The sequence below is a fragment of the Bacillus sp. FSL R5-0439 genome, from assembly GCF_038008805.1.
Lineage (GTDB): Bacteria > Bacillota > Bacilli > Bacillales > Bacillaceae > Bacillus > Bacillus safensis.
In genome coordinates this window covers 399042-425945 of sequence record NZ_JBBOZW010000001.1, presented here as the reverse complement: position 1 = coordinate 425945, position 26904 = coordinate 399042, and the positions used below count along the sequence as shown (strand labels likewise).

General features: G+C 41.1%; 19 protein-coding genes. 12 read left to right on the top strand and 7 right to left on the bottom strand.

The annotated features are described in order from the left end of the window. Window positions 1-29 precede the first annotated feature (29 nt). Complete coding sequence (locus NST59_RS02055) at window positions 30-1463, bottom strand: amino acid permease (protein WP_081258475.1); 1434 nt, start codon at window positions 1461-1463, stop codon at window positions 30-32. Between the two features lie 314 nt (window positions 1464-1777). Between NST59_RS02055 and tcyA the strand changes: the two genes are divergently transcribed. The 3 genes from tcyA to NST59_RS02040 are packed head-to-tail and all read left to right on the top strand — an operon-like array spanning window position 1778 to window position 4028. Beyond that, complete coding sequence (gene tcyA, locus NST59_RS02050; RefSeq protein WP_039176473.1) at window positions 1778-2593, top strand: cystine ABC transporter substrate-binding lipoprotein TcyA; 816 nt, start codon at window positions 1778-1780, stop codon at window positions 2591-2593. Beyond that, window positions 2580-3272 (top strand): amino acid ABC transporter permease, encoded by a 693-nt coding sequence (locus tag NST59_RS02045; RefSeq protein ID WP_024424286.1) that lies wholly within the window; start codon window positions 2580-2582, stop codon window positions 3270-3272. Before tcyA ends, NST59_RS02045 begins: the two co-directional genes overlap by 14 nt. Before the next feature lie 12 nt (window positions 3273-3284). After that, window positions 3285-4028 (top strand): amino acid ABC transporter ATP-binding protein, encoded by a 744-nt coding sequence (locus NST59_RS02040; RefSeq protein WP_041089051.1) that lies wholly within the window; start codon window positions 3285-3287, stop codon window positions 4026-4028. 40 nt (window positions 4029-4068) lie between these two features. Here NST59_RS02040 and NST59_RS02035 read toward each other — a convergent pair whose 3' ends face one another. The 3 genes from NST59_RS02035 to NST59_RS02025 form a co-directional block, all read right to left on the bottom strand. Further along, on the bottom strand, window positions 4069-4353 hold the full coding sequence (locus tag NST59_RS02035) for an AbrB/MazE/SpoVT family DNA-binding domain-containing protein (protein ID WP_064498665.1): 285 nt from the start codon (window positions 4351-4353) through the stop codon (window positions 4069-4071). A 98-nt stretch (window positions 4354-4451) separates the two neighbouring features. Next, the gene (locus tag NST59_RS02030) at window positions 4452-5012 is read right to left on the bottom strand and encodes a class D sortase (protein ID WP_144490723.1); all 561 of its coding nucleotides are present in this window, start codon (window positions 5010-5012) and stop codon (window positions 4452-4454) included. 6 nt (window positions 5013-5018) lie between these two features. Then, the gene (locus NST59_RS02025) at window positions 5019-9056 is read right to left on the bottom strand and encodes an isopeptide-forming domain-containing fimbrial protein (RefSeq protein ID WP_144490722.1); all 4038 of its coding nucleotides are present in this window, start codon (window positions 9054-9056) and stop codon (window positions 5019-5021) included. Between the two features lie 535 nt (window positions 9057-9591). On the opposite strand from NST59_RS02025, the gene NST59_RS02020 reads away from it, so the two are divergent. The 3 genes from NST59_RS02020 (at window position 9592) to NST59_RS02010 (ending at window position 11698) form a co-directional block, all read left to right on the top strand. Then, entirely contained in the window at window positions 9592-10236 is a 645-nt protein-coding gene (locus NST59_RS02020; protein ID WP_144490721.1) for a YczE/YyaS/YitT family protein, read from the top strand. Window positions 10237-10320: 84 nt separating this feature from the next. Beyond that, on the top strand, window positions 10321-10911 hold the full coding sequence (locus NST59_RS02015; RefSeq protein ID WP_126682196.1) for a hypothetical protein: 591 nt from the start codon (window positions 10321-10323) through the stop codon (window positions 10909-10911). Window positions 10912-11005: 94 nt separating this feature from the next. Continuing rightward, window positions 11006-11698: a 4'-phosphopantetheinyl transferase family protein gene (locus tag NST59_RS02010; RefSeq protein WP_144490720.1), complete on the top strand. Its 693-nt coding sequence runs from the start codon at window positions 11006-11008 to the stop codon at window positions 11696-11698. On the opposite strand, the gene NST59_RS02005 is transcribed toward NST59_RS02010, so the two are convergent. Then, window positions 11695-13032, bottom strand: coding sequence for an aminotransferase-like domain-containing protein (locus NST59_RS02005; protein WP_144490719.1), 1338 nt, complete (start codon window positions 13030-13032; stop codon window positions 11695-11697). The two genes, NST59_RS02010 and NST59_RS02005, sit on opposite strands and share 4 nt — an antisense overlap. Window positions 13033-13162: 130 nt before the next feature. On the opposite strand from NST59_RS02005, the gene NST59_RS02000 reads away from it, so the two are divergent. The 6 genes from NST59_RS02000 to NST59_RS01975 all read left to right on the top strand — a co-directional run bounded on the left by NST59_RS02000 (window position 13163) and on the right by NST59_RS01975 (window position 17924). Beyond that, entirely contained in the window at window positions 13163-14077 is a 915-nt protein-coding gene (locus tag NST59_RS02000) for a DMT family transporter (protein WP_064498656.1), read from the top strand. Window positions 14078-14393: 316 nt separating this feature from the next. Continuing rightward, on the top strand, window positions 14394-14687 hold the full coding sequence (locus NST59_RS01995; RefSeq protein ID WP_144490718.1) for a hypothetical protein: 294 nt from the start codon (window positions 14394-14396) through the stop codon (window positions 14685-14687). A 64-nt stretch (window positions 14688-14751) separates the two neighbouring features. After that, the gene (locus NST59_RS01990) at window positions 14752-16176 is read left to right on the top strand and encodes a hypothetical protein (protein ID WP_144490717.1); all 1425 of its coding nucleotides are present in this window, start codon (window positions 14752-14754) and stop codon (window positions 16174-16176) included. An 8-nt stretch (window positions 16177-16184) separates the two neighbouring features. Beyond that, on the top strand, window positions 16185-16874 hold the full coding sequence (locus NST59_RS01985; protein ID WP_126682190.1) for an ABC transporter ATP-binding protein: 690 nt from the start codon (window positions 16185-16187) through the stop codon (window positions 16872-16874). Beyond that, window positions 16831-17364 (top strand): stage II sporulation protein M, encoded by a 534-nt coding sequence (locus tag NST59_RS01980; RefSeq protein ID WP_073979274.1) that lies wholly within the window; start codon window positions 16831-16833, stop codon window positions 17362-17364. Before NST59_RS01985 ends, NST59_RS01980 begins: the two co-directional genes overlap by 44 nt. Window positions 17365-17384: 20 nt before the next feature. After that, on the top strand, window positions 17385-17924 hold the full coding sequence (locus tag NST59_RS01975; protein WP_075610865.1) for a hypothetical protein: 540 nt from the start codon (window positions 17385-17387) through the stop codon (window positions 17922-17924). Window positions 17925-17954: 30 nt separating this feature from the next. Here NST59_RS01975 and NST59_RS01970 read toward each other — a convergent pair whose 3' ends face one another. Then, window positions 17955-18695, bottom strand: a complete 741-nt coding sequence (locus NST59_RS01970) for a thioesterase II family protein (protein ID WP_144490716.1) — start codon at window positions 18693-18695, stop codon at window positions 17955-17957. A gap of 6 nt (window positions 18696-18701) precedes the next feature. After that, on the bottom strand, window positions 18702-26897 hold the full coding sequence (locus NST59_RS01965; RefSeq protein ID WP_144490715.1) for a non-ribosomal peptide synthetase: 8196 nt from the start codon (window positions 26895-26897) through the stop codon (window positions 18702-18704). Window positions 26898-26904 lie beyond the last annotated feature (7 nt).

Sequence of the window (26904 nt, the reverse complement as noted above, 5' to 3'; positions counted from 1 at the left end):
AAATATCTTAAATTTAGTGTTTTTTGATTTTAAAACCGAATCTCATCATCTCCATGGATTTGCAGCTTCAGTGGCTCACTTTGTGCCTGATGCTTTTTCACATAGCGATGATAGACAACATATCCAATGATCATGAGCGGTACGCCGACATATAGCCCGATGCGCTGCTCTTGATCAAAGGCAAGGCTGACCAACACGATGGTATTCAGTGTAATCGCAATGATTGGCAGCACCGGATAAAGAGGCGTTTTAAATTTTAAGTTTTCCAGCTTTCCGCCTGCTTTCAAATATTTTCTACGGAAAAGAAGCTGTGATAATGTAATCGTGATCCAGCCTGTCTGGGCACTCATTCCGGCAATGGACACGATCCAGGCAAATACCGTTTTCTCTGCAAAAAAACCGGATAACAGCGAAATCCCTGTAAACAGGAAAGTGAGCAGTAAGGCATTCATCGGTATGCCGCGCTGATTGACGCGTCTAAATGCTTTTCCTGCCATTCCTTCCTTCGATAAGGAATACAGCATTCTCGTCGATGCATACAAGCCAGAGTTCGCAACAGATAATAAAGCAATAATAATGACAAAGTTCATGATGTCTGCCGCAAAAGGAATGCCCGTTCTCTCAAACACAGTAACAAATGGACTTTGCAGCACACTGGCTTCCTTCCAAGGCACCATACCGGCTAAGACGAAAATAGATAAGACGAAAAAGACAAGTGTACGCCATACGGTTTGATGAATCGAACGAGGAACGGTTTTCTCGGGGTTTTCACTTTCTCCTGCCGCAATACCGATCAGCTCTGTTCCCTGAAACGAAAAATTCACCGTAATCATCGTGACCACAACGGCAAGCAGGCCATTTGGAAACAGCCCATCATTCACAAAATGGCTGAAGTAAGGGGCGGGTTCACCGCTCGTTGTATCAATAAACCCAAACATCGCCGCTCCGCCTACGCCAATAAAGAGTAAAATTGCAATAATTTTAATGGTAGAAAAGAAAAATTCCGACTCCCCGAACGCTTTTGCTGACCGGGCATTTAATAAGAAAAGACAGAGTCCGAATATGAGACACCAAATCCACACATCTACTTGCGGCAGCCAGCGCCTCATCAGCTGTCCTGCTGATAAGAACTCAAGGGCGACCGTTGCCGCCCAGCCGAGCCAATAAATCCAGCCGACAGCAAAACCCGCTGCCGGGCTGACAAATTTCGTCGCATACGTATGAAACGACCCCGACACAGGAAGTGCAACCGACAGCTCCCCAAGACACAGCATGGTTAAATACATGATCAATCCGCCCACAATATATGAAAGAACGGCTCCGACTGGCCCTGCTTGTCCAATCGTATAGCCCGTTCCTAAGAAAAAGCCTGTCCCAATGACACCGCCAAGTGAAATCATAAATAAATGGCGGGAGGTCATCGCCCTTTTCAATTGATCGGGCTGATTTCGTCCAACATCCACAATGATGCCCTCCTTCTTCTAAGATGCTCTGTTATTAAAACATGTCTCCATGTGATTCATTCCATTTTCAAAACAACCTATTAATTATACATCTTTTATAATAAATATGCTTCCTTCTATGGTCACTGTCTCAAAGTCTTTATTTTAGTAATGTTCGCACAAATAAACTGAATGACTTTTTAGGTTTGAAAGAAATGGGTTGCGGGCATAAAGTTGGTGAGATTCGCTCAAGCTAGTTTCAAATGCTTTACTTTTAGGTTGCTTCTCTGTAAGATCATATGTTGTAAATACCAACAAGAAAAGTGGGGAATAAAATGAAAAAAATGTTCTTTGCCATTATTTTAGGCGCTTGTGTTGCATTGATCACGGCATGTGGATCTGGTGCAAGCGACAACGCGAATAAACAATCTGGGTCTAAGGAATCAGGAGACCTTTGGAAATCCATTCAGGATAAAGGTGTATTAACCATTGGAACTGAGGGTACTTATGCTCCTTTCACTTTCCATGACAAAAAGACAGATAAATTAACTGGCTACGATGTAGAAGTCATCACTGAAGTAGCAAAACGCCTTGACTTAAAACCTGAATTCAAAGAAACACAATGGGACAGTATGTTTGCTGGACTGAATGCAAAACGTTTTGACGTGGTAGCGAACCAAGTTGGGAAAACTGGCCGTGAAAATCAATACGATTTCTCTGATAAATACACGACATCTCAAGCTATTGTTGTGACAAAATCAGATAATAACGACATCAAGAAACTATCTGATGTTAAAGGCAAAAAAGCAGCACAATCGTTAACAAGTAACTACAACAAACTAGCAACAGATGCTGGTGCTAAGATCGAAGGCGTTGAAGGTCTTGCGCAATCCATTCAATTGATTCAGCAAGGACGTGCTGATCTGACGTTCAATGACAAATTGGCTGTATTGAATTACTTGAAAACAAGCGGTAACAAAAACCTAAAAGTTGCATTTGAAACAGGAGATCCTCAAGAAACTTATTTCGCATTCAGAAAAGGCAGCGGCGAAGTCGTTGACAAAGTGAATGGCGCATTAAAAGAAATGAAAAAAGACGGTACACTCGCTAAGATTTCTAAGAAATGGTTTGGTGAAGATGTTACAAAATAACATCCTAGGAGTCGTCATTCCTTGGGATCTTCTTCAGCAATCTTTTTGGCCAATGGTGATGCAGGGGATTTATTATACAATTCCCCTCGCCATCATTGCCTTTATTATTGGTATTTTTATCGCGCTTGTGACAGCTCTTGCGAGAATGTCTAAAATTAAAGCCCTCAGATGGATTTTCTCCATCTATGTGTCGGCCGTTCGCGGAACGCCGCTTTTTGTGCAATTGTTTATTATTTTCTATTTCTTTCCGACATTTAATATCACACTGGATCCATATCCAAGTGCCATTATTGCTTTTTCTTTAAACGTAGGTGCGTATGCGTCGGAAATTATCCGTGCATCCGTCCTGTCTGTTCCAAAAGGACAATGGGAAGCAGGTTATTCCATTGGGATGACACATCGCAAAACGCTCGTCCGCGTGATTTTACCGCAGGCTGTGCGTGTATCAATTCCACCGCTGTCTAATTCATTCATTAGCTTGGTGAAGGATACATCCCTTGCCTCCCAAATTCTCGTGGCAGAGATGTTCCGTAAATCACAGGAGATTGCTGCGGCGAACTTGGATCAGATCTTGTTTATTTATATGGAAGCAGCCCTCATCTATTGGGTATTCTGCTTTATTCTATCGCTCGTTCAGCATCAAATTGAAAAACGACTTGATCGATATGTCGCAAGGTAAGGAGGGAACGACATGCTAACAGTCAAAGGTCTCAAGAAATCCTTTGGTGAAAATGAGATTTTAAAGTCGATTGATTTTTCGATCAACAAAGGGCAGGTTGTGGCCATTCTTGGTCCATCTGGATCTGGGAAAACAACGATGCTTCGCTGTTTAAATGCACTTGAAATACCAAATGGCGGCTCCTTTACCTTCGATGATTTCTCGATTGATTTTTCGAAAAAAAATAAATCAGCTGATCTGCTAAAGCTACGCCGTAAATCAGGAATGGTATTTCAGGATTATCACCTGTTTCCTCACCGTACAGTGCTTGAAAATGTCATGGAAGGTCCTGTCCAGGTGCAGCGCCGTCCAAAGGAAATGGTTCGAAAAGAAGCCATTCAGCTCTTGCAAAAGGTCGGTCTTGAGGATAAAAAAGACCTGTATCCATTTCAGCTCTCAGGCGGTCAAAAGCAGCGTGTCGGGATTGCCCGTGCACTTGCCATTCAGCCAGAGCTTATGCTTTTTGATGAACCAACCTCTGCGCTTGACCCTGAGCTTGTCGGGGAAGTTTTAAAGGTCATGAAGGATCTAGCGAAGGAAGGCTGGACCATGGCGGTTGTCACACATGAAATCAAGTTTGCCCAAGAAGTAGCAGACGAAGTGATTTTTATTGATGGCGGCGTCATTGTCGAACAAGGTCCTCCGGAAGAAATCTTCAAACGACCAAAGGAAGAACGAACAAAACAATTCTTAAACCGGATTTTGAATCCAGTATGATGAAAAAAGGCTGTTCTCACGTGGTGAGGACAGCCTTTTTTTATATCTCTTTTTGCAGGCGAAGCGCCAGTAAATCTTGCAGGAGCAGCCTTGCTCCCTCTGGACTGATGACCACACCACCAGATAGCACCTTATTGGAACACGTCACTTGCCCTGTTACGATACAAGGTTTGTCCTGCCAATACGGTTTCATCACAATTTGATCTTCTTCTCTGTAAATCTCCATAAAATCTTGCGAATGAATGTTCAACCGTTTTCTCATCTCTGTCGGAAGAACAATTCTCCCAAATTTATCTATATATTTAACATAATCGTTATTTAACAAATTGCCCCCTCCTGCATCACTAGATATGATATAGACAATTCCCTCTATATGAAGGGATTAAGCGATCAAATCGGTTAATCTGCAGGCTGTTCCAGTGACTAAATACGCTTCCCATATATGATATATCTGTTTGGTGCAGGACCAATATAGGAAAAAGGGTAACATGTGGTGAGGATAAGTTCTTCCTTTTCCTGTTGTAACGTAATAATTGTTTGATCATCTTTCTTCACTATCTTTGTTTTCTCGATTTCATAGACAAAACGTCCATATGAAAGCTCAATAATCAGTTGATCTCCCTTCACAAGTTCTCCTGTTCGTCTAAACACCGTATCACGGTGCCCTGATAGAACGATTTGTCCGTGCTCGTTTGGAAAATAACTCTCGTGAAAGTGACCAACGCCTTTTGCTAAATCATCTGCATCTGTTCCTTCTACAATCGGTAACTCAGCTTTTAGCTTTGGGATGTGCAAAAGCCCAATCGCTTCACCAGTCTGCGGCGCAAAAGGGGAATCTGTTTTCCCCTTTTGCTGAATGGCTGCTTGTGCAGACTGAAATGAATGATCTACTTCTTTTTGTCCATCAACGATATTCAAATATCCTACAATCGCAAGACACAGCCCTGCTATGATTAATATCGCTGAGATGAATTTTTGAAACATGACCGGTTATCCGTTTCTTTTTCTTCTGTTCCAGACGATAAGAGCTGCACCTATTAATACGAGTGCAAAACCTGCTAGTAAAAGGTTGTACATCGCAGTTGCAGTATTCGGAAGATGATGACCAGGTGTCTCCGTTTCTGAACTAGAAGGCGTATCTGGATTTGCTGGCACCTCTGGCTTATGCGGTGGTTCTACAGTTGTTGAGTTTTCAGGGTTGTCTGGATCGTCTACATTCTCACCACTTACGACTGCGATATTTTGAATGGTTTTCCCTTCAGATCCTTTGGCAACCTTCGCCTCAAATGTGACTGTATGCCAGTCCGTATCTTTGATATCGCCAAATTGACCGGTTACTGTGCCTTTTGTGTAGTCTCCATTGTCATCATCTTTTGCATCTGTCGCGGCTTGTCCATCCACTTTTAGTGAACCTTCGACATATTGAAGACCTTCTGGCAGTTTATCTGCGATGACTAGATCTTTGATGACACTGTCTTCTACACTATTTTTTGTTTTGATGGTGTAAAGGAGCGTGTCGCCTGCCTGTACTTGTTTTTCATCTGTATTGCCTTTTGCTTTTTGAGAGATCTCAGATGTTTTTTCTGATTCAAGCTTTGGATCTCTTGGATCAATTTTTGTTTCGGTTGATGGCTCTTCTGGCGGCGTGTTTTCGCCTGTTACTTTCGCTGTGTTTTGAATGCTTTTACCTGATTGGCCTTTTGCGACTTTCGCTTCAAAGGTCACTGTATGCCAGTCCGTATCTTTGATATCGCCAAATTGACCGGTTACTGTGCCTTTTGTGTAGTCTCCGTTATCGTCATCTTTTGCATCTGTCGCGGCTTGTCCATCCACTTTTAGTGAACCTTCGACATATTGAAGACCTTCTGGTAGTTTATCTGCGATGACTAGATCTTTGATGACACTGTCTTCTACACTATTTTTTGTTTTGATAGTGTAAAGGAGCGTGTCGCCTGCCTGTACTTGTTTTTCATCTGTATTGCCTTTTGCTTTTTGAGAGATTTCAGATGTTTTTTCTGATTCAAGCTTTGGATCTCTTGGATCAATTTTTGTTTCGGTTGATGGCTCTTCTGGCGGCGTGTTTTCGCCTGTTACTTTTGCTGTGTTTTGAATGCTTTTACCTGATTGGCCTTTTGCGACTTTCGCTTCAAAGGTCACTGTATGCCAGTCCGTATCTTTGATATCGCCAAATTGACCGGTTACTGTGCCTTTTGTATAGTCTCCGTTATCGTCATCTTTTGCATCTGTTGCGGCTTGTCCATCTACTTTTAGTGAACCTTCGACATATTGAAGACCTTCTGGCAATTCATCGGAAATCACGAGATTGTTGACGATGCTGTCTTCTTCAAGATTCTTTGTTTTGATCGTATAAAGAAGGGTATCGCCTACCTGTGGTGTCTTTTTATCTGTGTTGCCCTCTGCCTTTTTCTGAATGCCCGCTGATTTTTCTGATGTTAGTTTTGGGTCACGAGGGTAAATTTTTGTTTCTGTTGATGGCTCTTCTGGCGGTGTGTTTTCGCCTGTGACGCTAGCTGTGTTTTGAATGTCTTGACCAGCCTGTCCCTTTTCAACTGTTACTTCAAACGTCACGTTGTGCCAGTCCGTATCCTTCACATCACCAAAAGATCCTGTAACCTTTCCATCTGTGTAGTCTCCGCTATCATCGTCTTTTACGTCCGTGACGGATTCTCCATCAACTTGCAGGGATCCAGTGACATACTTCAGTCCTTTTGGTAATTGATCTGAAATGACTAAATCTTTAATCAAACTGTCTTCTATCGTATTCTTTGTTTTAATCGTATAAAGAAGGGTATCGCCTACTTCTGGATGTTTCTCATCTTTGTTACCTTCTGCTTTTTTCTGCAAGACCGCTGATTTTTCTGATTCAAGCTTTGGATCTCGCGGATAGATTTCTGTTTTTGTTGTCGGTTTCTCTGGTGGTGTGTTGCCCCCTGTGACATTGGCTGTATTTTGAATGTCTTTGCCTGATTGTCCTTTTTCAACCGTCACTTCAAACGTCACCGTATGCCAATCTGTATCCTTAATGTCGCCAAATTGTCCTGAAATGGCTCCGTTTGTAAAGTCTCCGTTATCGTCATCCTTTGCGTCTGTGACTGTATCTCCATCCACCTGTAGTGAATTCGGTACATATGCCAAGCCTTCCGGCAGTTCATCTGAGATCACTAAGTTTTCAACGAGACTGTCTTCTTTCGTATTCTTTGTTTTAATTGTATAAAGAAGAGTGTCACCAACCTCTGGATGCTTCTCATCTGTGTTACCATCTGCTTTTTTCTGTAAGACAGCTGATTTTTCTGATGTTAGCTTCGGGTCACGAGGATAGATTTCTGTTTTTGTTGTCGGTGTCTCTGGTGGTGTGTTACCGCTTGTGACACTCGCTGTATTTTGAATGTCTTTGCCTGCCTGACCTTTGTTAACCGTCACTTCGAACGTCACTGTATGCCACTTCGCATCTTTCACTTCACCGAACGTTCCAGTAACTGTTCCGTCTGTTATATCTCCGTTGTCATCATCTTTTGTATCCGTGACTGGGTTTCCATCTACCTGAAGTGAATTTGGTACATATGATAACCCTTGAGGTAATTTATCAGAAATGACAAGATCTTCAATGAAGCTATCTTCAACAGCATTACGGGCTTGGATGGTATAAAGCAATGTGTCGCCTACTTCTGGATGCTTCTCATCTGTGTTGCCCTCTGCTTTTTTCTGCAAGACCGCCGATTTTTCTGATTCAAGCTTTGGATCTCGAGGATAGATTTCTATATCTGTTGTTGGATTGCCTGGTGGTGTGTTCTCCCCTTTTACATTGGCAGTATTTTTAATATCCTTGCCTGCCTGACCTTTTCCTACTGTCGCTTCAAATGTCACGGTGTGCCAATCGGTATCTTTCACGTCACCTACTTGTCCTGCAACAGTGCCGTTTGTATAATCACCTTTATCTTGATCTTTTGCATCTGTGACACTGGCACCATCTACCTTAAGTGAGCCTGCAACATAGCTTAAACTGCTTGGAAGCTGATCTGAAATGATTAGATTTTTAAGAATGCCGTATTGTACTGTATTTTTGGCTCTAATTGTATAAAGAAGGGTATCGCCTACTTCTGGATGCTTCTCATCTGTGTTGCCCTCTGCTTTTTTCTGTAAGACAACTGATTTTTCTGATTCAAGCTCTGGCGGATATGGATCAAATTCTGGTTTTACACGTGAAGCTAGGTCGTAAGATAATGTATCACCTACAGTGCCCATATATGTTGTACTTAATGTTTTCGCATCAAGTGTAAAAAGAGTGGAATGACCAATGGATTCATTTAATCCTGACTGTAATAGCATTTGTCCATTTGGCAAAAAGCTAATTCCCCGAACGCCTCCGTCAATCGTTTTACCATCCGCATTTTTAATTGGAATGACACGAATGACCTCTGCTGTATCAGGGTTCATTTGTGCAATGGCACCACTGCCATTGGATGCGAACCAAAGATAGCCGTCCTTATCAACGACAAGGTCTCCGCCAACGCCAGACCCAATCTCATAGCCTACGATTTTTTTGGCCGTTTTTTTACCCGTAACTAAATCGTACGTTCCAAGGAAATACTCACCATTAGAAGCATAAGAATATATATATTTATCTTGATACACAACGGCATTAGTAGCACCTTCAGGTAATTTGGTTACGATCTCTGCCTGCCCTGAGGTCGCATTTATTTTATATAGACTAGGGCTACCGATATTATCTGCAGTTGCATATACAACATTTTCTCGATCACTTACAGCAACACCATTCACTGCACCTACATCGATTCCTTTCACCTGTACACTAGCTTTTACGTTTGTTGGGTTATTTCCATCAAGCTGCTGAAGAACCAGCGGTCTACTCCCAAACATATAGGAATCCGTATTGTTCACAACAACCGTCCCCGCGGCTTTCGTCACAGCTGGTGAGACCGTTAATAAATTTCCAATAATCAGCACCAAAATAAGAAATAACTGACTTGTTCTTTTCAATATATTCATTTTTTGACCTCCCCTTTTTCTTGCTTTATATCGTAATGGTATGTACCAGTTCACCTCCCACACTTTGGTAAAGAATATCAGTAACATTTCAAAAGTAACAACATGACTAAATGACTAATTTCGACAAAAATAGACCTTTAGTAACAGGTGCCTCTCAACGTTTGATTTGCATATGTTTTTTCCAATAAAATGATCTTTTTTTATAGTAAACCTCCGTATTTTCCAACAGGTCTAATGACACAGTTTACATACAATCTCTTCTATCTAAAGATAATTATTCTTTAATTGGTTTAGATTATTTTTTTGTCAAAATATATTGAATTTTTTTCTTTTTCTTTTAAAAGGAGGGAATTAATGGCTTGGTTTGGTAAAAAAAACAATTCGAAAGTCTTGCTGTTTGTTTTGATGTTTTGAACCTTTACAAATCAAAAAAATTCTTTTTGGAGAAAGCGATTACAATTGAGCAAAGCCATTTAAAGGGGTGTGAGAGTATGTTACGATGGAAATCGAGTGTTTAAGAAAGAAGGGAATGCTTTTGAAGCGGGAACATCTTTTACGTTGGTTTTTTTATTTTGTTGGATTGATCGTACTAGCTTTTGGACTATCGCTGACAGTGAAAGGGAAGATCCTTGGGATTGGTCCTTGGGACGCTTTCCACTACGGACTGTTTCAGCATTTTGGACTCACAATTGGACAATGGTCCATTATCATTGGTGCACTTATTGTGACACTGACTTCTATTTTCACGAAATCATTTCCAAAGATCGGCGCTTTACTGAATATGGTGCTGATTGGTGTGTTTATTGATTTCTTTAATGCGATATTACCTGCACCACATGGGTATTTACCGGCTTTATATGTATTTATTACGGGTGTTGTAGTTTCTGGATACGGTGTTGGCATTTATGTCTCAGCCAATCTTGGCGCTGGGCCAAGGGATTCATTAATGCTGCTCATCTCAGCGAAAACGGGACTGAACGTACAGTGGGTTCGAAATGGCATTGAGTTAACAGTGCTTTTATTTGCATGGATGCTCGGCGGACCGATTGGCATTGGAACGATTTTGACTGCGATCTTCACAGGTCTTGTCCTTCGTTTTTCCTTGCCGCAATCGACACGACTCCTGCAGCTGCTCATTACAAAAACAGCAGAGAAATCTGTTCAAACCCTTACTAGATGAGAACAAGCCATTCTATAATCAGAATGGCTTTTCTTGTGTTAAAATAAAAAAACAGAATATTCACACATAGGAGTTGGAGATCTCATGCAGCTTTTCCACTATCATTACTGGACACCATTTGTTGAAGAGACAGAACAAGCTTATCGTTCGCTGGGCTTTGAGGTAAAAGGACGTTTCACAAAGGATGGTTCCTTTCATCCCCCGCTCACATGGGATGATTTTAGATATAAGCAGCCGACTTTTCGAATCATCGAAATGAGAAAAGGTCAGATCAATATCACATTCGGATATAGTAAAAAAGTCTTGTTTGATCACATCGGCTTTCTTGTCTCAAACGAAGAATATGATCAGCTGCTTGCACAAGCTAAAGAATTAAACTGGCCTGTCCAAGAAGGGGAACGGAGAACGTTTCTTTCGACACCTCTTCGTTTAAGGCTTGAATTACAGCGGCGTACAGATGTCATTGAAACTGGAAGCGATGCGCTGCATACTGTGACAATTGCTGCTGCTGATTTGTCGCAGACGCCTAAAGTCGATCAGCTGCTATCACCTTTGAATCAGCTCATTCACTGGCAAAGAGGAGAACGCCTTTCCCTGCTTGACGTGGTCATGACGGATATTGATAAAATGGAGACAATTGATCCGAATGGTGTACACATTATGAAACAGTCATAAAAGCAGCGAGGCTCGCTGTCTTTTTTACATTAATGGACCCTTTTGCACGTCACTCTCCAATGGTACAATGAATGTAAAAAATTAGAGGTTCGTTATGAAGATATTTGCTATCCAATTACAACACTTAGATGAAATCAATGCACAACAACAAATAGAACGTTTGAAGCTCTTTGTGTCATCTGAAAAGCGTGCAGCGGCTGATCGCTTTCGTTTTTTGATCGATGCCAGAAGAACCTTGTTAGGTGAGGTGCTGGTTCGTCAAACGATTCATGATATGTACGATCTGCCTATGGATCAGATCCTTTTTGAAACTGAGGGCAATGGCAAGCCTGTCGTCCGGCAGCTCCCTTCTTTTCATTTTAATCTATCTCATTCTGGCGATTGGGTCGTTTGCGCAGTAGATGATGCACCTGTTGGCATTGATATTGAGGAAATCAAACCTATTGATCTGGCGATTGCCAAGCGATTTTTTTCAGCGGATGAGTATCAGGATTTACTCTCACAGCCGGCAGGGCGGCAGGAAGCCTATTTCTTTCATCTATGGTCAATGAAGGAGGCTTTTATCAAACTGACTGGAAAAGGATTATCCTATGGTCTTTCGTCCTTTACAGCCCGTCTTTCAGAGAATGGACAGGCTGCGTTGACATTACCCGATCATGAAACGCCTTGCTTTGTTCAAACATATTCAATTGATCCTGCCTACCAAATGGCGGTATGCACACGAAAGTCTGCTGCGGCTGATAGCGTTGAGAGACTCACTTGCAGTGATGTACTGTCCCGCCTTTAATAACGCGTGATTTGCTGAAATACCGTCTTTAATAGATCGACTCCGCGTGTGATCTGCTCTTCTTTCACCTGCCAGATGTTGAGCTGAAAAATCGGGTCCTTTTGATAGGCCTTCAGGTAATGGCGGTCAATTGGCTGAATGGAAACAGATGCCTTTTTCAGTTGCTGAATGAGCTGGTTCATTGGAATCGACCGGTCGACACGTACATGTGTATGGGTAGCTGGTTCCCATTCTCCCAGCTGATAAGCGCTTTGATCATTTTTTAGACTTGCCACGAGCTGCTTGGAGCGGTTTCGATAGCTCGCCCGCATTCTGTCTCTATGCCGCTCAAACATCCCGCTTTTTAAATATATTTCTAAAGCTGCCTGAGACAACATGGAGCTATCGATATCAATGAGCCGTTTGTGTTCGCTAAAAGGAGTAATCAGTTCTTCAGGTAAGACGACCGCTCCTGTTCGAAGCCCTGGAAAAATGATTTTCGAAAAGCTTTTCAAATAAATAACCTTTCCTGCCTGATCGTATGAATAAATAGGGTCTCTTTTTGTATCAAATTCTAAATCTGCTAAATAATCATCCTCAACAATGTAGACATCATATTTCTCGGCAAGGGCTGCTATCGCTCTTTTTTCTTGCTTTGATAAACTCGTTCCAAGCGGGTTTTGAAATCGTGGCATCGTATAGAAAAAACGAATCTCCTCTTCTCGAAAGATACGCTCTAATTCGATCAGATCGATCCCTTTTTCCGTCCGCTGAATTCCGCGCACAGGCAATTGGTTTTTCTCTAAATATTGGAGATATAAGTGATAACCCGGCTGTTCTACAAGTATAGTTTGTTTTCCATTCGGAAAAGGGATGGTGCTTAAAATGGATAACGCGAGCTGAATACCAGAGGTCATGACGATCTGTTCTGGTTGAGCAAACACTTGATAATCCATTAATCGCTTTGAAATGACTGGCAGCAGAGATGGTAAACCGTTGGCTGTGCCGTAAATAAATAAATCGTTTTGATACAAATCGATCGCTTGATTGATGCAGTGCTGAAAATCGACATACGGAAACACCACGGGATCAGGTGCAGAGGAAGCAAAATCAATCCATGTGCCATCCTGCTTACCAACTGATTGCTTCGTTTTCACGACATAATAGCCGCTTCTTTCTACAGAATACAGCAGATGTTCACGCTCCAATGTGTCTAGCGCTTTGATGACAGTGCTTTTACTCACTGCATATTGAGCCGCTAAGTGGCGAATGGAGGGAATTTTCATTCCAGCGCTGTACTCCCCTGAATCCATTTTTTCTTTTAAACTCAAGACAAGCTGATCATATTTCCTCACGCCTTTTCCTCCTTGTACCGGTACAGATATTATGTTCTCTTATTGTACACGTTAGATGTTCCGATTACGATAGAAGAACAGAACCGGTCAATTCATTTGAAGCATGCATGCTCATGTAAGGAGTCACGTTATGAATATTTCAAAACAAAAAGCGTATGCTGCTGCGATCGCATACGCCTCTATCATTGGTTTTTCCTTTTTGTTTGTCAAAATAGCATTAGAATCAGCAAACCCAATCGATTTATTGGCACACCGCTTTACTGTTTCTTTTGCAGCCGCTCTATTGCTGTATCCATTTTTACGAAAGAAGAATCGCATATCCATTCAATGGCGTGATCTCATTTATATCGTACCGTTTTCCTTGCTTTATCCTGTTTTGTTCTTTGCTTTTCAAGTGTGGGGATTGATGTATACATCTTCTTCAGAGGCTGGCATCATTCAAGCGACGATTCCCATTTTGACGATGCTGCTGGCAGCCTGGTTTTTAAAGGAACGTGCGACATGGATACAAGTGCTGTTTACCCTTCTTTCTGTGTGCGGGGTGATGCTTCTCTTTGTCATGAAGGGAATTGATGTCCAGCATTCTCACTTCATCGGCTATGTGCTGATTTTACTTTCAGCCTTGTCATCCAGTGCATATAGTGTGTTTGCTAGAGTGATTACAAAACGATTCCATGTGATCGAACTCACCTTTGTGATGACCTTCTTTGGCTTTGTCTTTTTCAATGCCGCTGCGCTTATCCGGCATTCGATCAATGGCTCATTGCCGGAGTTTTTCAGCCCATTTACAGAAGCATCCTTTGTATGGTCGATGCTCTTTTTAGGTATTCTTTCATCGCTTCTCACGGCTTATTTATCAAACTATGCACTCTCTCAGCTTGAAGCGGCAAAGGTCAGCATCTTTAACAATTTATCCGCGTTTATCACGGTCGCCGCCGGGGTTCTCATTTTACACGAAACGATTGATTGGTATCATTTCCTCGGAGGGGTGCTGGTCATTGGCGGGGTGATTGGCGGGAATGTGGTAAAGAAACCGAATTCATAAGAAAAAGCGGCCTCTTTAAAGAGAGCCGCTTTCTTTTTTAATGTCTGATCAATTGTTGCTTGTCTTGTATTATCCTAAAAAGCTTCTTTTTTCGTCCGAATTAAATTTCAATAAATATATTTAGTGTTTTCACCTTGTATTTCATAGCTAGTTACTGAAGAAATGTCATTATCAATTAAAAAAACGATTTATATGCTAATAATTCTCTAGTAAATTCATTATCTTTCCTCACATTTTATCAAAAACCCATTTATTTAATATCCTTTTTTTGTATAATATGGGTATATAAGCAAGAGAGGAGGTGTTAATTAGGGATTTGAGTTTAAAAAATAGATTTTTTGCAATTGTAGGCTTGAGTCTTATTTTCACTCTAACTTTAACAACTATGATTTTATTGACTCTTGAACCAGTTACACCTTTTGCAAATCTAGTAGCAAACTATCCTCAAATACCTGGCTGGGCTATAACTTCTGTTAGTGCAATTCTAAATGCAGCAGGTACAGTGGGTGCTGTTGCTGCTGTCTTAGGTACTTTTGGACTTGGTGCTATTGCTTCTCTGGTCATTAGTTATGCTAGAAAATACGGAGTGAAATACGCTATTTCTTTCTAAAAAAGATTTAATAGAGAAGGTGTAACAGCCTTCTCTATACACCTTTAAAATGGAAGTGTTGTAAATGCATAAATATTTAACATATACAAAAATGTTGTTAATCAATGATCTAAGAAGACACCAACGAAATAATGCTCTCATTTTTGTGTTTTTTGCTTTCTTATACATAATAACACCGCTATTACTAGGTATATTAACTCCTTTTTTCGTTAAGGATTTAACAATAATCTATTTATCGCTGTTTATATTTATGTTTACAGTTAATATTGATAAAAGTTTGATGAGAATACTTTTCTCTACTGATAAAAAACAGATGGCTATTTTAAAAGTTCATCTAGATCAATATATCTTCAGTAAAGATATGAGTAAGTTTTTCAGTACTATTGTGGGTGTATTATTCTTCATTTTAGGGTCTTACTTAGCAAATTTAATTATAAATGGGTATGAGGGATCTTTTACAATCGCTGCTTTGGCAGCCTCGTCTTTTATTATAGGTTACTTACTTAGATTACATGTCTTGTTGCTACTTTCTAACCCAAAGTTTTTCTCAATTTCATCGAGTATTGGTTATATAACTACTGGCCTCATTGCACTGTGGGTTTTCACTGTATTTAGATTCAATTTATTAACAAATTCTTTATCTAGTTATTCAATATATTTTATTTTAACCTTCACATTTATTAGCTTATTGTTATTGATGAATTGGAAGAAAAATGTTCGTAATGTACCAATTTTTAATTCCCAAAAAGAATTAAAAGAAAAACGAAAAAGAACATCTAGAGAGTTTAATCATATTTTATTTTATGAAATTACACTTCTCATGAGAAATCCTCCTATACAATGGTCAGTATTATTATTTATATTAACAATATCTGGGGGGTTATTTGGTCTAATTCTTTATGGTGTTAATACAAATCAACTTGAAACATTGAATATAGAAAATGATTTTTTATTTATTTTTAGTGTGATTTTTCCAATGATTATTATATCGAACGCAATACAACCATATGTCTCTTTTGATATTGATGGCCCCATTCTTCCTTTAAAACAGAATTTACCTAACTTAGTGAAAAATAAAATTAAAAACAAGATTATTTTATCTATTATATTACACTTGTTTTTTTGTATTTTATATATCATTTTTTCAAGCTTTGTATTAAAACTAGATCAGCCTTTTTACGTGATGATTACTTTAATAAACACTTGTATTCTCGTCGGTATTTGTACTGTCGGTTCTACTGTTGTATTTCCTTATTTTAATTGGGAATTTGTTTATCAAGTTCCAAGTTCTCTTAGTAAATTGACTTTAAATATTTGTTATGGTTTCATTCTAGCTTTATCAGTGATTTCCTCATATAGCACAGTATATTTCATTTTAACAAATTCTGTTATGGCTGCTTGTTCTTTCATCATTTTATTTTTAATGATTAAATTTTGGGATAGAACAATCAACAAAAATTACAAATCATTTAAAACATTATTTGAGTGAGGGATTGTATGTTATCAATTCATGGTCTAATAAAAGAGTACAAAGAGTCTAACTTTAAAGTTATGATCCCTGAGATGCATTTCCAAGAGGGTAGAATTATCGGACTATTAGGTAAAAATGGTGCTGGAAAAACGACTATTTTAGAAATGGTAGCTGGATTGATAAACCCTGATGAAGGTCAAATATTAATAAATCATAGTAAGCAAAATTTTTCTTCTGTCGGATATATGGAAGACGATCCAACTCTATTTGAAAACTTAACCTGTTTTGAACTTGTAAAATACCAATCTATGCTTGTAGAACAACCTTTAGAAAATGATCAAATCAAGGATCTATTGAGCAAATATGGATTAGAAGAACAAATTCACCGCCGTTCCTCTGCTCTTTCAAGAGGTATGAGACAAAGAATGTCTTTTATTTTAACAATATTACATCATCCAAACATTATTTTATTAGATGAGCCATTTACAGGTCTTGATCCTACAAACATGGCTGACATGAAAAAACATTTAAGAAATTTCAGAGATGCCAACAAAATCATTTTGCTCTCCACACATATCATTCAATTTGCTGCAGACTTATGTGATGAAATCCTTTTTATTGATAATGGTAGTATCATTCACTCAGAAAAAAAATCTTCAGGAGTGACTTTTCATGAAGATCAACTCGAAAAGAAATTTTTTGAAAAATTATCTTAAAAATTTTTCAGTTTTTATCATATTATTTTTAGGAGGTTTTAGTTTAAGTATTTTTGCTTCAACATTTATAGATAGTATAGATTTGAAAAACAACATTGAGATTCATAGCTATCTAGAAATTTTTTTTAATAACCTTTTTGTGTCACTCCTAATATTAATATCTGGCATTGTTAGTTTAGGTTTGTTATCTAGCATTATTATTTTTCTAAATGGTTTTTTCTTAGGTGCATTTTTTATATCGTATACATATATATATGGAATTGATATAGCATTATACTATATTATTTTCCACGCTCCGATTGAAATTTTCGGTTTGTTTCTTTTTTATTTTGTCTCTTTTGATATATCAAGACAGATTATAGGATATATCATATCTAAAAACAAAATTTCATTTAAAACAAAAGGAAAAATCTATGCTAGTCAGCTTATAACCGGTGTTTTCTTATTATTTATTGCTTCGATGATTGAATTTTATTTTATAAAAATTTGATATTGTTAAAGGGTGCTATTATGAAAAAACACATTTTATTAGTATGTATGCTTTCTGGTATAATAGCTTTCATCCTTTCTATATTAAAAATGGATGAAATAAATAAAAATCTACTAGAGCTACAAATTGATGGGAATCAAGATGTAATTGAAGTTAGTAAGTGGATAGGTATTTCACTTGCTGTGATTGGAGAAATATTCAAGCCAATGATTGAAGTTTTATTTTTTTCATTAGTCATTTTTTTAAGTTTTATTATTTTCGGAATAAAAGATTCCTATAAAAATATTTTTAAAAAAGGGATATTAGCTTACTATTACATTTTATTAGGCAACTTGATTGTTATTATTTTATACCTATTAAAGGTATCTAATGCTGAACGCACGATTACACTTCCATTTTTATGGAACATCAACATTTTCGTTATAGTTGCATTTAGTGTGTGGTGCTATTCTCACTTAAAAGATCAAGAAAATAGAAGTTATAAATTTTACATCCCATTCGTTTTATTATTCTTATTTTCATTAGCTATATCAGCGTTTTCAAGTATTATTCCTCAGTAAAAAACGACCCTATTGATGGGTCGTTTTTTCTTAATTCTTGATCAATTGCTGCTTGGCTGCAAGCTCAATCACATGTCTCATCTGCTCTGCAAATGGCTCGGGATGTGTGTTGATGTACATGTGGCCTCCATCGAAATCGGTGCGTTCGATGGTTTTTGCCCATTTTAGCCAGCCGCTTGCATCCTGCATGCATTTCTCATCTTGTTTTCCATTGAATAAATAAACAGGTGTGTCGATGATCGATTGATCTGTGTGCTGAAAGGTTTCTAGTGCCCTGTAGTCTGCACGCAAGGATGGTGTAAAGTAATCCATCATTGGTTTGTTTTCTAGTAATTCCTTTGGAATCCCGCCCATTTCGGCAATATGCTGCACAAATGCGTCATTGGATAAATGCGTCAGCATCTGTCGTTTTGTTTGCGGGGGCTGAATGGCTGAGATCACCGCTGCTGCCGGATAGATCCCTTCTTTTTCTAGCAGCTGGGTTAGTCTGTAAACCACAAGTCCGCCCATTGAATGTCCGAACAGAATAAATGGACGGTTCAATTTGTCCGTGAGTCCTTCTTTATACAGCTCTGCCAGCCTGTCAATGCTTGATTCAAGCGGCATGAGATTGGTGCCGTGCCCTGGAGGCTCTGCTGCTGTGACTTCGGCCATGTCTTTTAGCTGTTCAAAGAGTGGACGGTATGAGGCGGAATATCCGCCGGCAAAAGGAAAACATATAAGCTGAATGAGATCTGATTTTTTTTCAAAGGTTTTAAATAACTGATTCATACGTCTTTACCCCTTTATAATCGTTTGAAGAATCCGTGCCAGTTCATCTGCCTGCGGTCTTTTCATCATGGTGACATGGTCGCCTTTGATGTGGTAATACACGCACGATCCTTTCGTATAAGCCTCCCAGTCTGCGAACTTCTTCTGGAAATCGCTTGCATGATCACTACTTTGGACAATATAAAATGGCACAGGGAATGGTTCTTTTTCTAATTCAATGGCTTGTGACATGATCGTATTATGCGTTTGCATTTGCAAATATTTATCTAAATATTGATCATTCATGAATTGATGAACAACTTCATCCTTTTCTGCCTCTTTGAGTATTTTCTGCTTCACTTCTTGGAAGCTCAATCCTTGTAAAGCTTCTGGCTGAATGCCGACCAGATTCCCCATTCCAAGGACAAGTGCGAGCATTTTCACTTCTTCTTCGTTCATATCGGCATGAAGTGCCTGATCTGCCTCATCTCTTAGCACTGGCACCGTATCTAAAATGATGAGTCCTTTCGGTGCTTTTCCTGCATGAGAGAGCCGCTGATTCATTCCGTAGGCAAGGTGCCCGCCCATTGAATGCCCTGCGAGATAGTCAATGCCCGGACGGTAGAACGTTTCAATAGCTTCAACAAAAAGGGTCACAAGCTCCGTGTAATGGAGAAATTGCGGCTCTTCATCCTCATATAAGCCGGGAGACTGCAAGGCGTACACAGCACCTTGATGTGTCATGAGCTTGGCAACATCAATATAGCCCATCACCGTTCCACCAGCAGGCGGTGCAAAGAATATTCTTGGTTCGGCTGAATCGCCTTTTTTCAACTCGATCACATAGTCCTTCGGAGACCTTTCGACGTTCTCAGCGGCTTCTGGTACTGCGTCCAAATGTGCGGCTAATTGCGCAGGTGCAGGGTGCATAAAAATCCATTTTGGATCAACACGAACACCTTTTTCTTTTAATTTGGCGACAGCCTGAATACTCATGATGGAATCGCCGCCCAGATCAAAGAAGGAGTCATGCATACCTACTTGCTTCACACCAAGCACCTCCTTGAAAGCTGCGACAATCCGCTCCTCCGTTTCGGTGACCGGTTTGTCGTCATCTTGGGAAAGGGAGATTGTTTCTGTTGGCTCTGGCAGTGCTTTTTGATCAACCTTCCCGTTCGTTGTCACCGGCATTTCATCCAGTACGACAAAGTAACTTGGAATCATATAACCTGGCAGGCTTTCCTGCAAAAAGGCTTTCCAGCCCGGAAGAGGATTGTCTCCGTTTGTCACTAGGTAGGCTGCCAGCCTTTTTGAGCTGCCATACGTTTTGGCGATGACTGTACATTCTTTGACTTGTGGATGCTTGAGCAGTGCTGTTTCAATTTCTCCGCATTCAATTCGGTAGCCTCTAATTTTCACTAGATGATCTTTTCGCCCGAGGTATTCAATGGTGCCATCTGACCGCCATGTACCAAGGTCGCCTGAGCGATACAGCTTGTCTCCCTTTAGTTCAGGAAAAGGATTGTCAATAAACCGCTCCTTTGTCCGCTCTGGATCATGAAGGTAGCCTTTAGCAAGGCCAGTTCCACCGATATAAATTTCTCCTTTGACTCCTGCTGGTACTGGGTTGAGCGCATCGTCCAGTATGACAACAGTTGAGTTCGACACCGGCACACCAATTGGAACTGATTTTGCACCTGCTGGCACGTGTGTGACTTGATGTGTTGTGGCTAAGGTCGTGTTTTCTGTTGGCCCGTAAGCATTGACGAGCACACCTTCCATATGCGGCAGTGCCTTTCGTGCATGCTCACTAGACATGGCTTCCCCGCCAACGAGTAATGTGCGGTAGCCTGCCACGCTTTTTGGATCATGCTCCACCAATCGATTAAATAAAGCGGTTGGCAGACAGTTGGCGGTTACTTGATGCGTTTTGATGAACTGTGTTAATTCGTCCATATTCAGTGCTGCATATTTTGGGAGCAGAATCAGCTGACCGCCATTCAGCAGCATTCCCCATAATTCAAATGTAAAGGCATCAAAAGCATAGTTTGAAAGCTGAAGCATTTTGTCATCTGGACCGAGCTTTATATAATTTGTTTCTCTAACCAAGCGGACAACTCCTGCATGAGGAAGCATCACGCCTTTTGGTGTACCTGTTGAGCCTGATGTGTAATTAACATAGGCTATCTGGTCTTCACCTATGATCGATGATTCTCTTTGATACACTGCATTTGTTTCTTGTATTGGCTTGTCCATGACGATCTTTGTACATGTAAAGTCTACTAGACGGTCTGCAAAATGAGACTGGGTGATGATCACATCGCTTTGCGTATCACGAACGATGAGACGGATGCGTGCATCAGGATATTCAGGTGACATCGGAACATATGCAGCACCAGATTTGATGATTCCTAGTACCGAAACAATCATGTCAAAGGAGCGATCAAAAAGCATCGGGACGAGGGAGCCTGGTCCAATTCCTTTTGACTGCAAGTAAGCAGCAAGCTTTGTCGCCTTCTTATCTAAGGCTTCATACGTCATATGTTCATCCATATAGGACAGGGCAATACGATGCGGATCACGCTGTACCTGCTCTTCAAACAATTCTTGAAGCGTACGCTTTGGATAAGGCGTTTCCGTTTGATTTTTCCCTATAATCATCGCCGCCTGTTCCGCTTTGTCCATTAAGCAATAATCAGCAAATGTACGCTCAGGCTGAGCCGTCATGCCGTCTAGCACATGGAGATAATAGTTCATATAACGATGGATGGTCTCTTGATCAAATAAATCCGTATTGTATTCCACATGAATCGACAGCTGCTCTTCCTGTTCAAATACATGCAGGGTGAGATCAAATTTAGATACTGTATGATGAACCACCACATGTTCACTTGTCAGCCCTTTTAGGTTTACATCAAGCGAATTGGTGACATACCCCATGGCCGCCTGAAAAATAGGTGACCGGCTTAAATCTCGATCTAACGAAAGGTCATCGACAAGCTTATCAAATGGATAATGCTGATGTTCAAACGCTTTTAATGTCATCTCTTTCACATTTTCCAAGAGATCGGCGAACGTCTCTGCTGTTGAGACTTCCTGTCTCAGCGCAAGTGTATTCACAAACATCCCAACGAGCTGCTCTGATTGCTTGGCATCCCGGCCTGCAATAGGCGATCCAACAATGATATCTGTCTGTCCGGACAGCTTGTGAAGCAGGACGTAGTACGCAGACAGCATCGTCATGAACAGTGTCGTGCCCTGCTGCTTAGACAAAGCCTGCAAGCGGCGGATAAGCGGTTCATCCAATACGATTTGCTCTGTAGCACCGTTAAATGTTTGAACCGGCGGACGAGGGCGGTCAAACGGCAGATCCAGCACTGGAAGTTCACCTTGTAACGTATTGAGCCAATAGGTTTTGTCTGCTTGATGATGCTTTAATTGTTCATTTTCCCAATGTACATAATCTGTCCATTCGATTTCTAAGGCTGGGAGTTGCGGCGTTTCATCTGCAAGCAGCGCGTCATATGCCACTTCTAATTCCTGAATGAGCAGGCTGAGTGACCATGCATCTGAAATGATATGGTGCTGCGCGCAAAGGAGATAATACTCCTCCTTCCCCATATCTACTATCGTCCACTGCGCAAGAGGTCCTCTTTCTAAATCATAGACGCGTTCTGCCTCTTGCTGAATGAGCTGCTTCAGTCTTCTCGCTCTTGTTTTTTCATTAAATAACGAGAAATTTGCCACAGTCACAGATGGCGGAAGGTCTTCTCGAATGAGTTGGACCGGCTTGCCGCCAAGTGATTCGAATGTTGCCCGAAGTGCTTCATGCCGCTTTGTTAAAAGGCCAATCGCTTTTGTTAATGCTTGAATGTGTAATGGTCCTGTCAGCTTCCAAGCACCTAATATATTGTAATGATGACTCTTTTCTAATGTGGATAAGAACCAAATGCGCTTCTGGGCATGTGACAGCTCATAGCTTGTTTTCTTTTCAAGCTTTGGAATTTTGGCTTCCTGAACGGCTGGCGCCCCTTTGATGTCATCAATCATTTGCGCCAGATGTGCCAGATGTTTGCTTTCAAATAATATTTTTAAAGGCGCCTTCATTGAAAATTCATGATTGATCCGAGAAATGGTTTGAGTCGCCTTTAGTGAATGTCCGCCAAGGTCGAAGAATTGATCCTCTTTGTACACGCGATCCACATCTAAAATGTCCTCCCATATGACGGCAAGACGCTGCTCTGTCTTCGTTTCTGGCAATTGTTTTTCAAGGCTTTGTGCATTTTTGTCATGATTCAATTTGAGAGCTTCATGATCAATAGATCCATCTTGCTTTTTCGGTATTTCCTGTACTTGCTGAATGTCCCATTTACCTTCTGCGATGCTCTTGATCTCTTCAACATGCACTTCTTTGCCAGGCTGAACAGTGTAAAAAAGCTTTTTCTCAAAGACCGGTATTGGAGCTGGCTGAAGATATCCGGCGATGTCTGGGTTTGCTCCATCCAATCCGATAAATAGATGCGCTTCATTCAGCCGAACACCTAGACATAATGAATGGAGACCTTGCTTCTTTCCAATCAATTGAAATCCCTTGCGAACGGTGAGAGCTGCTCCGGTATGCCCCTTAGACAAACCGAGATTATCCCACATACTGAAGTTCAATGAGATCGCTCGTCTTCCTTGTTGAAAGGTGAGAGCGTGGGCGAGTCCATCTAAAAAGCTGTTGGCCGCAGAGTATGCACCAAATGTCGTGCCGCCAAAAAAGCCATTGACCGATCCAAAAAAGACAAGCGGTATTGTCGGATCATACTTAAAGGCTTCCTGCAGCACCCATGCCCCGTCTGCTTTCCCTGACATTTCTTTTGTGAAATCCTCTTCTGACGTATGAGCCAGTGTATACTTGTCCGCCTGCTGAAAATGCTCAGACACATTGCCAGCACCGGCCAAATGCAGCACACCTCGGATCGATTGTCCAAAATGCTTTTCTGCTTCATAAATCGCCTGTTCGACGTCACATAAGTTGGTCACATCCGCTTGGACATAAATGACGTCACCAAAACCTTTTAACTGTGAGAAGGCTTCTTTCTTTTCCAAGCTGCCTTCCAGAGATGTCCGTCCAATCAAGACGAGCTTTAAGCCAAATTGGAGCATCTGCTTAGACAGCTCAAACCCAATCCCGCCAAGTCCTCCAGTCAATAAATAAAGACCTTCATATTCTAAAAACCCTTCTGTTTGAGGTGCTTCCATCATATTGACTTTTTCCAGCTTTGGTACGAACCTGTCCCCATTTCGGTAAGACACTTCTGCTTTTATATGGATAGCAGACAATTCATCCGCAATATGCTTGGCATCCTGTTCTACATTCTCCGCTTCAATTTCAAGATGAGACACCTCTGCTCCTTCCCATTCTTGCGGAATGGTTTTTAATAGACCTACAAGCGGCGTTTTCTCCACATGAAGATCGTCTTCAGGCTGCACAAATTGTCCACCTTTTGTCACAACGACAAAACGGCTGGGCTCTTTATTTGCTTGTCTCAATGCTTGATACAAGTACAAAATGGATTGATTGGTGCTGGCATGCAGCTCTTTGAAATGCGCAGGATCAACGATGTCTTCTTTGTCTGACACATTCCACAGATGGAGCATACGCCCGGTCTTTAGTTCATCTGCTTCAAGTGCTGCAATGAGCCTGACGTAATCCCCCTTGATTCTCGGGTTTATCTGATACATCCCTTTAGACAGACGCAAAAATTCATGCCCTTTTCTCACAGAAATATATGGCTGATTCTTTTGCTCAAATTGGGCGTAAAGCGATTGATAAAGTCCTTTTTCATCTTCGAAAACGAGGACATGTTCAGCAAAAGGCTGAGTTGGACCGATATTCTCCTTAGCCCAAATGCGTTTAAAAAACCAATCTGGGAGTGTTTGTTCATTTTCAGAAGCAAGATCCAGTGCCTGTTCAATGTCACGGAAGGCTCCATCTTTTAGTGCTGCGCCTAACTGAGCACGCTGGATTTTCCCACTCTCCGTTTTCGGAAATTGATCTTTTTTCACCGGAATGATGTGATCAGGCTCTATGCCGATTTTTCGAATGATGGCCTCTCTAATCTGTTGAATCATTGTGATTTGTTCCTCTATTGAATCCCTTTGTGAGACAAAAAAGACAGCAAGCGTGTCGTTGCTTGATTCGGGATTATAAATGCCGTACGCAGCGGCAAAGGTGACTTCAACCCCGTCCACCTCTTCTACAACCGCTTCAATTTCGTAATTTAAATAGTTAGCGCCGTTGATAACAATGATGTCTTTTTCTCGACCTGTCAGAACGAGACGCCCTTCGTGAATAAAGCCTAAATCCCCCGTGTGAAACCAGCCGTTTTCCGCAAATACTTCTTGATTGGCTTCCTCATTTTGATAGTAGCCCATCATAATTGTTGGACTCTTCACCTGCAAGCGCCCAACCTGATCTTCTGGCAGCACCTCGTGATGCTCATCTACAATTCGAATCCATACAGACGGAATCGGTGTGCCGACTTCTGTAAACGTCATCTTGTTCGGGTGATCGTGCGTCACATATTCGATCTCACTTGTTAATGAATTTTGATCAATCGTCAGCTGGCCATCCTGTTCACCGTTCCGCATAAATTTCTTTGACTGAACAATGGCTGAGGATGTTTCTGACATGCCGTAAGCAGGTACCATCGCATGACGGCTTAATCTGTGCTGACCCATGATGTGCATGAAGCGCTGTGTGACTTTCGGGACAACTGCTTCCGCTGCATTCATGATATAAGTCAGAGTAGACAGGTCCCAGCTCCCTTTACGAATGTCCTCCTCATATTCATTCATCATGGCAAAAGCAAAGTTTGGCGCCCATGTTCTTGTCACACCGTATATTTCTACCCAATCGAGCCACACCATCGGCCGCTCGATAAATTGATCGATGGATGGACTAATCTGCTGGCAGCCAAGGTAGACGTCATGTACATGAAACATGACAATTCCACCAACATGATCAAGCGGCATCCAGTTAAGCGACACATCCTCATGTGTAAAGCCGTTTACCTGCTCAAAAGCAATAATTCTAGATAGAATGCTTTGATGATGATGACGGATACACTTTGGTACACCCGTACTTCCTGAAGACAGCAGCTGCAGCACAGGCTCATCCGGCTCCGGCTCATAATGCTGTTCATCTGGTTCATACGTCAGCAATGCTTCAATTGTTAAGATAGGCATGGTCTTTGCTTCAAATGTCTCACGCAGACCAGCAATGTCCTCAGCATTTGCTTCATTCGTAATAATGAAAGGTTCGTTTTGCAGCTGAAACACGCCCTTCAGCTTATTTACACCTTGATTCATTTCATCATAAACAGGCGGCACGGAGACCGGGGTCGGAATGATTCCTCCGAGAATACAGCCCCAGAACACCGTGATAAAATCTTGATGATCTTTCAATTGAAGTAACACTTGATCACCGTTTGTCAGTCCTGCTGCCCTTAAACCGGACAGAACCCGTTCAGCGCTTGTTAGTAATTCAGGATAGGTTTGGGTCAACGTATGCCCGTCTTCTTTCAAATAAGTCACCCCGCGGTCTGGTGACATAAAAGCTGCTCGAATCAGCACCTCTGTCAGTGTGACAGGTGTGCCTGGCTTTTTGATCACATCTCCGCCATACACAAGTGCAGGCGGCTTCTCATGTACAGATGATTGCTTTGTCTCGCTCGCTTCCTTCTTCGAAAGCGATCCGTTCCCTTGAGTATGCTGTCGATTAGGAAACAGGTCATCTAAGTGATAGGGCGTTTGTTTTTCTGACTGACTTTCAATGAAAGCGGCCGCTTCCTCTACTCCATCTATAGCTTTGGTGCGCTCTTCTATCTTTCTTAATTCCTCTTGATCTATGATTTCAATTGAAAGCAGTGCCTCTGTGTCGACTGCTCCACTTTCTGTCTTTGGCAAAGAAGGTAATAAGACAAGAGCAGCTGGCACTTCATGAGGGTGAAGTGGACCTTTCATCAGGTCCTCCCTTGTCAGCGAAGGGTCCTTCGCCTGTGCAAATAGCACAAGCGATAGACTGCCTTCTTGATTTTTCTTCGGAATGATGGCACATTCCTTAAGCGGAAAATGAAGCATCATGACTTGCTCTAATGCTTTGAGATCCATCCGTTTTCCGTTGATTCTGACGATATGATTTGCTGCATGTCCTTTTCGTCTACTCACTAACATCGTTCTT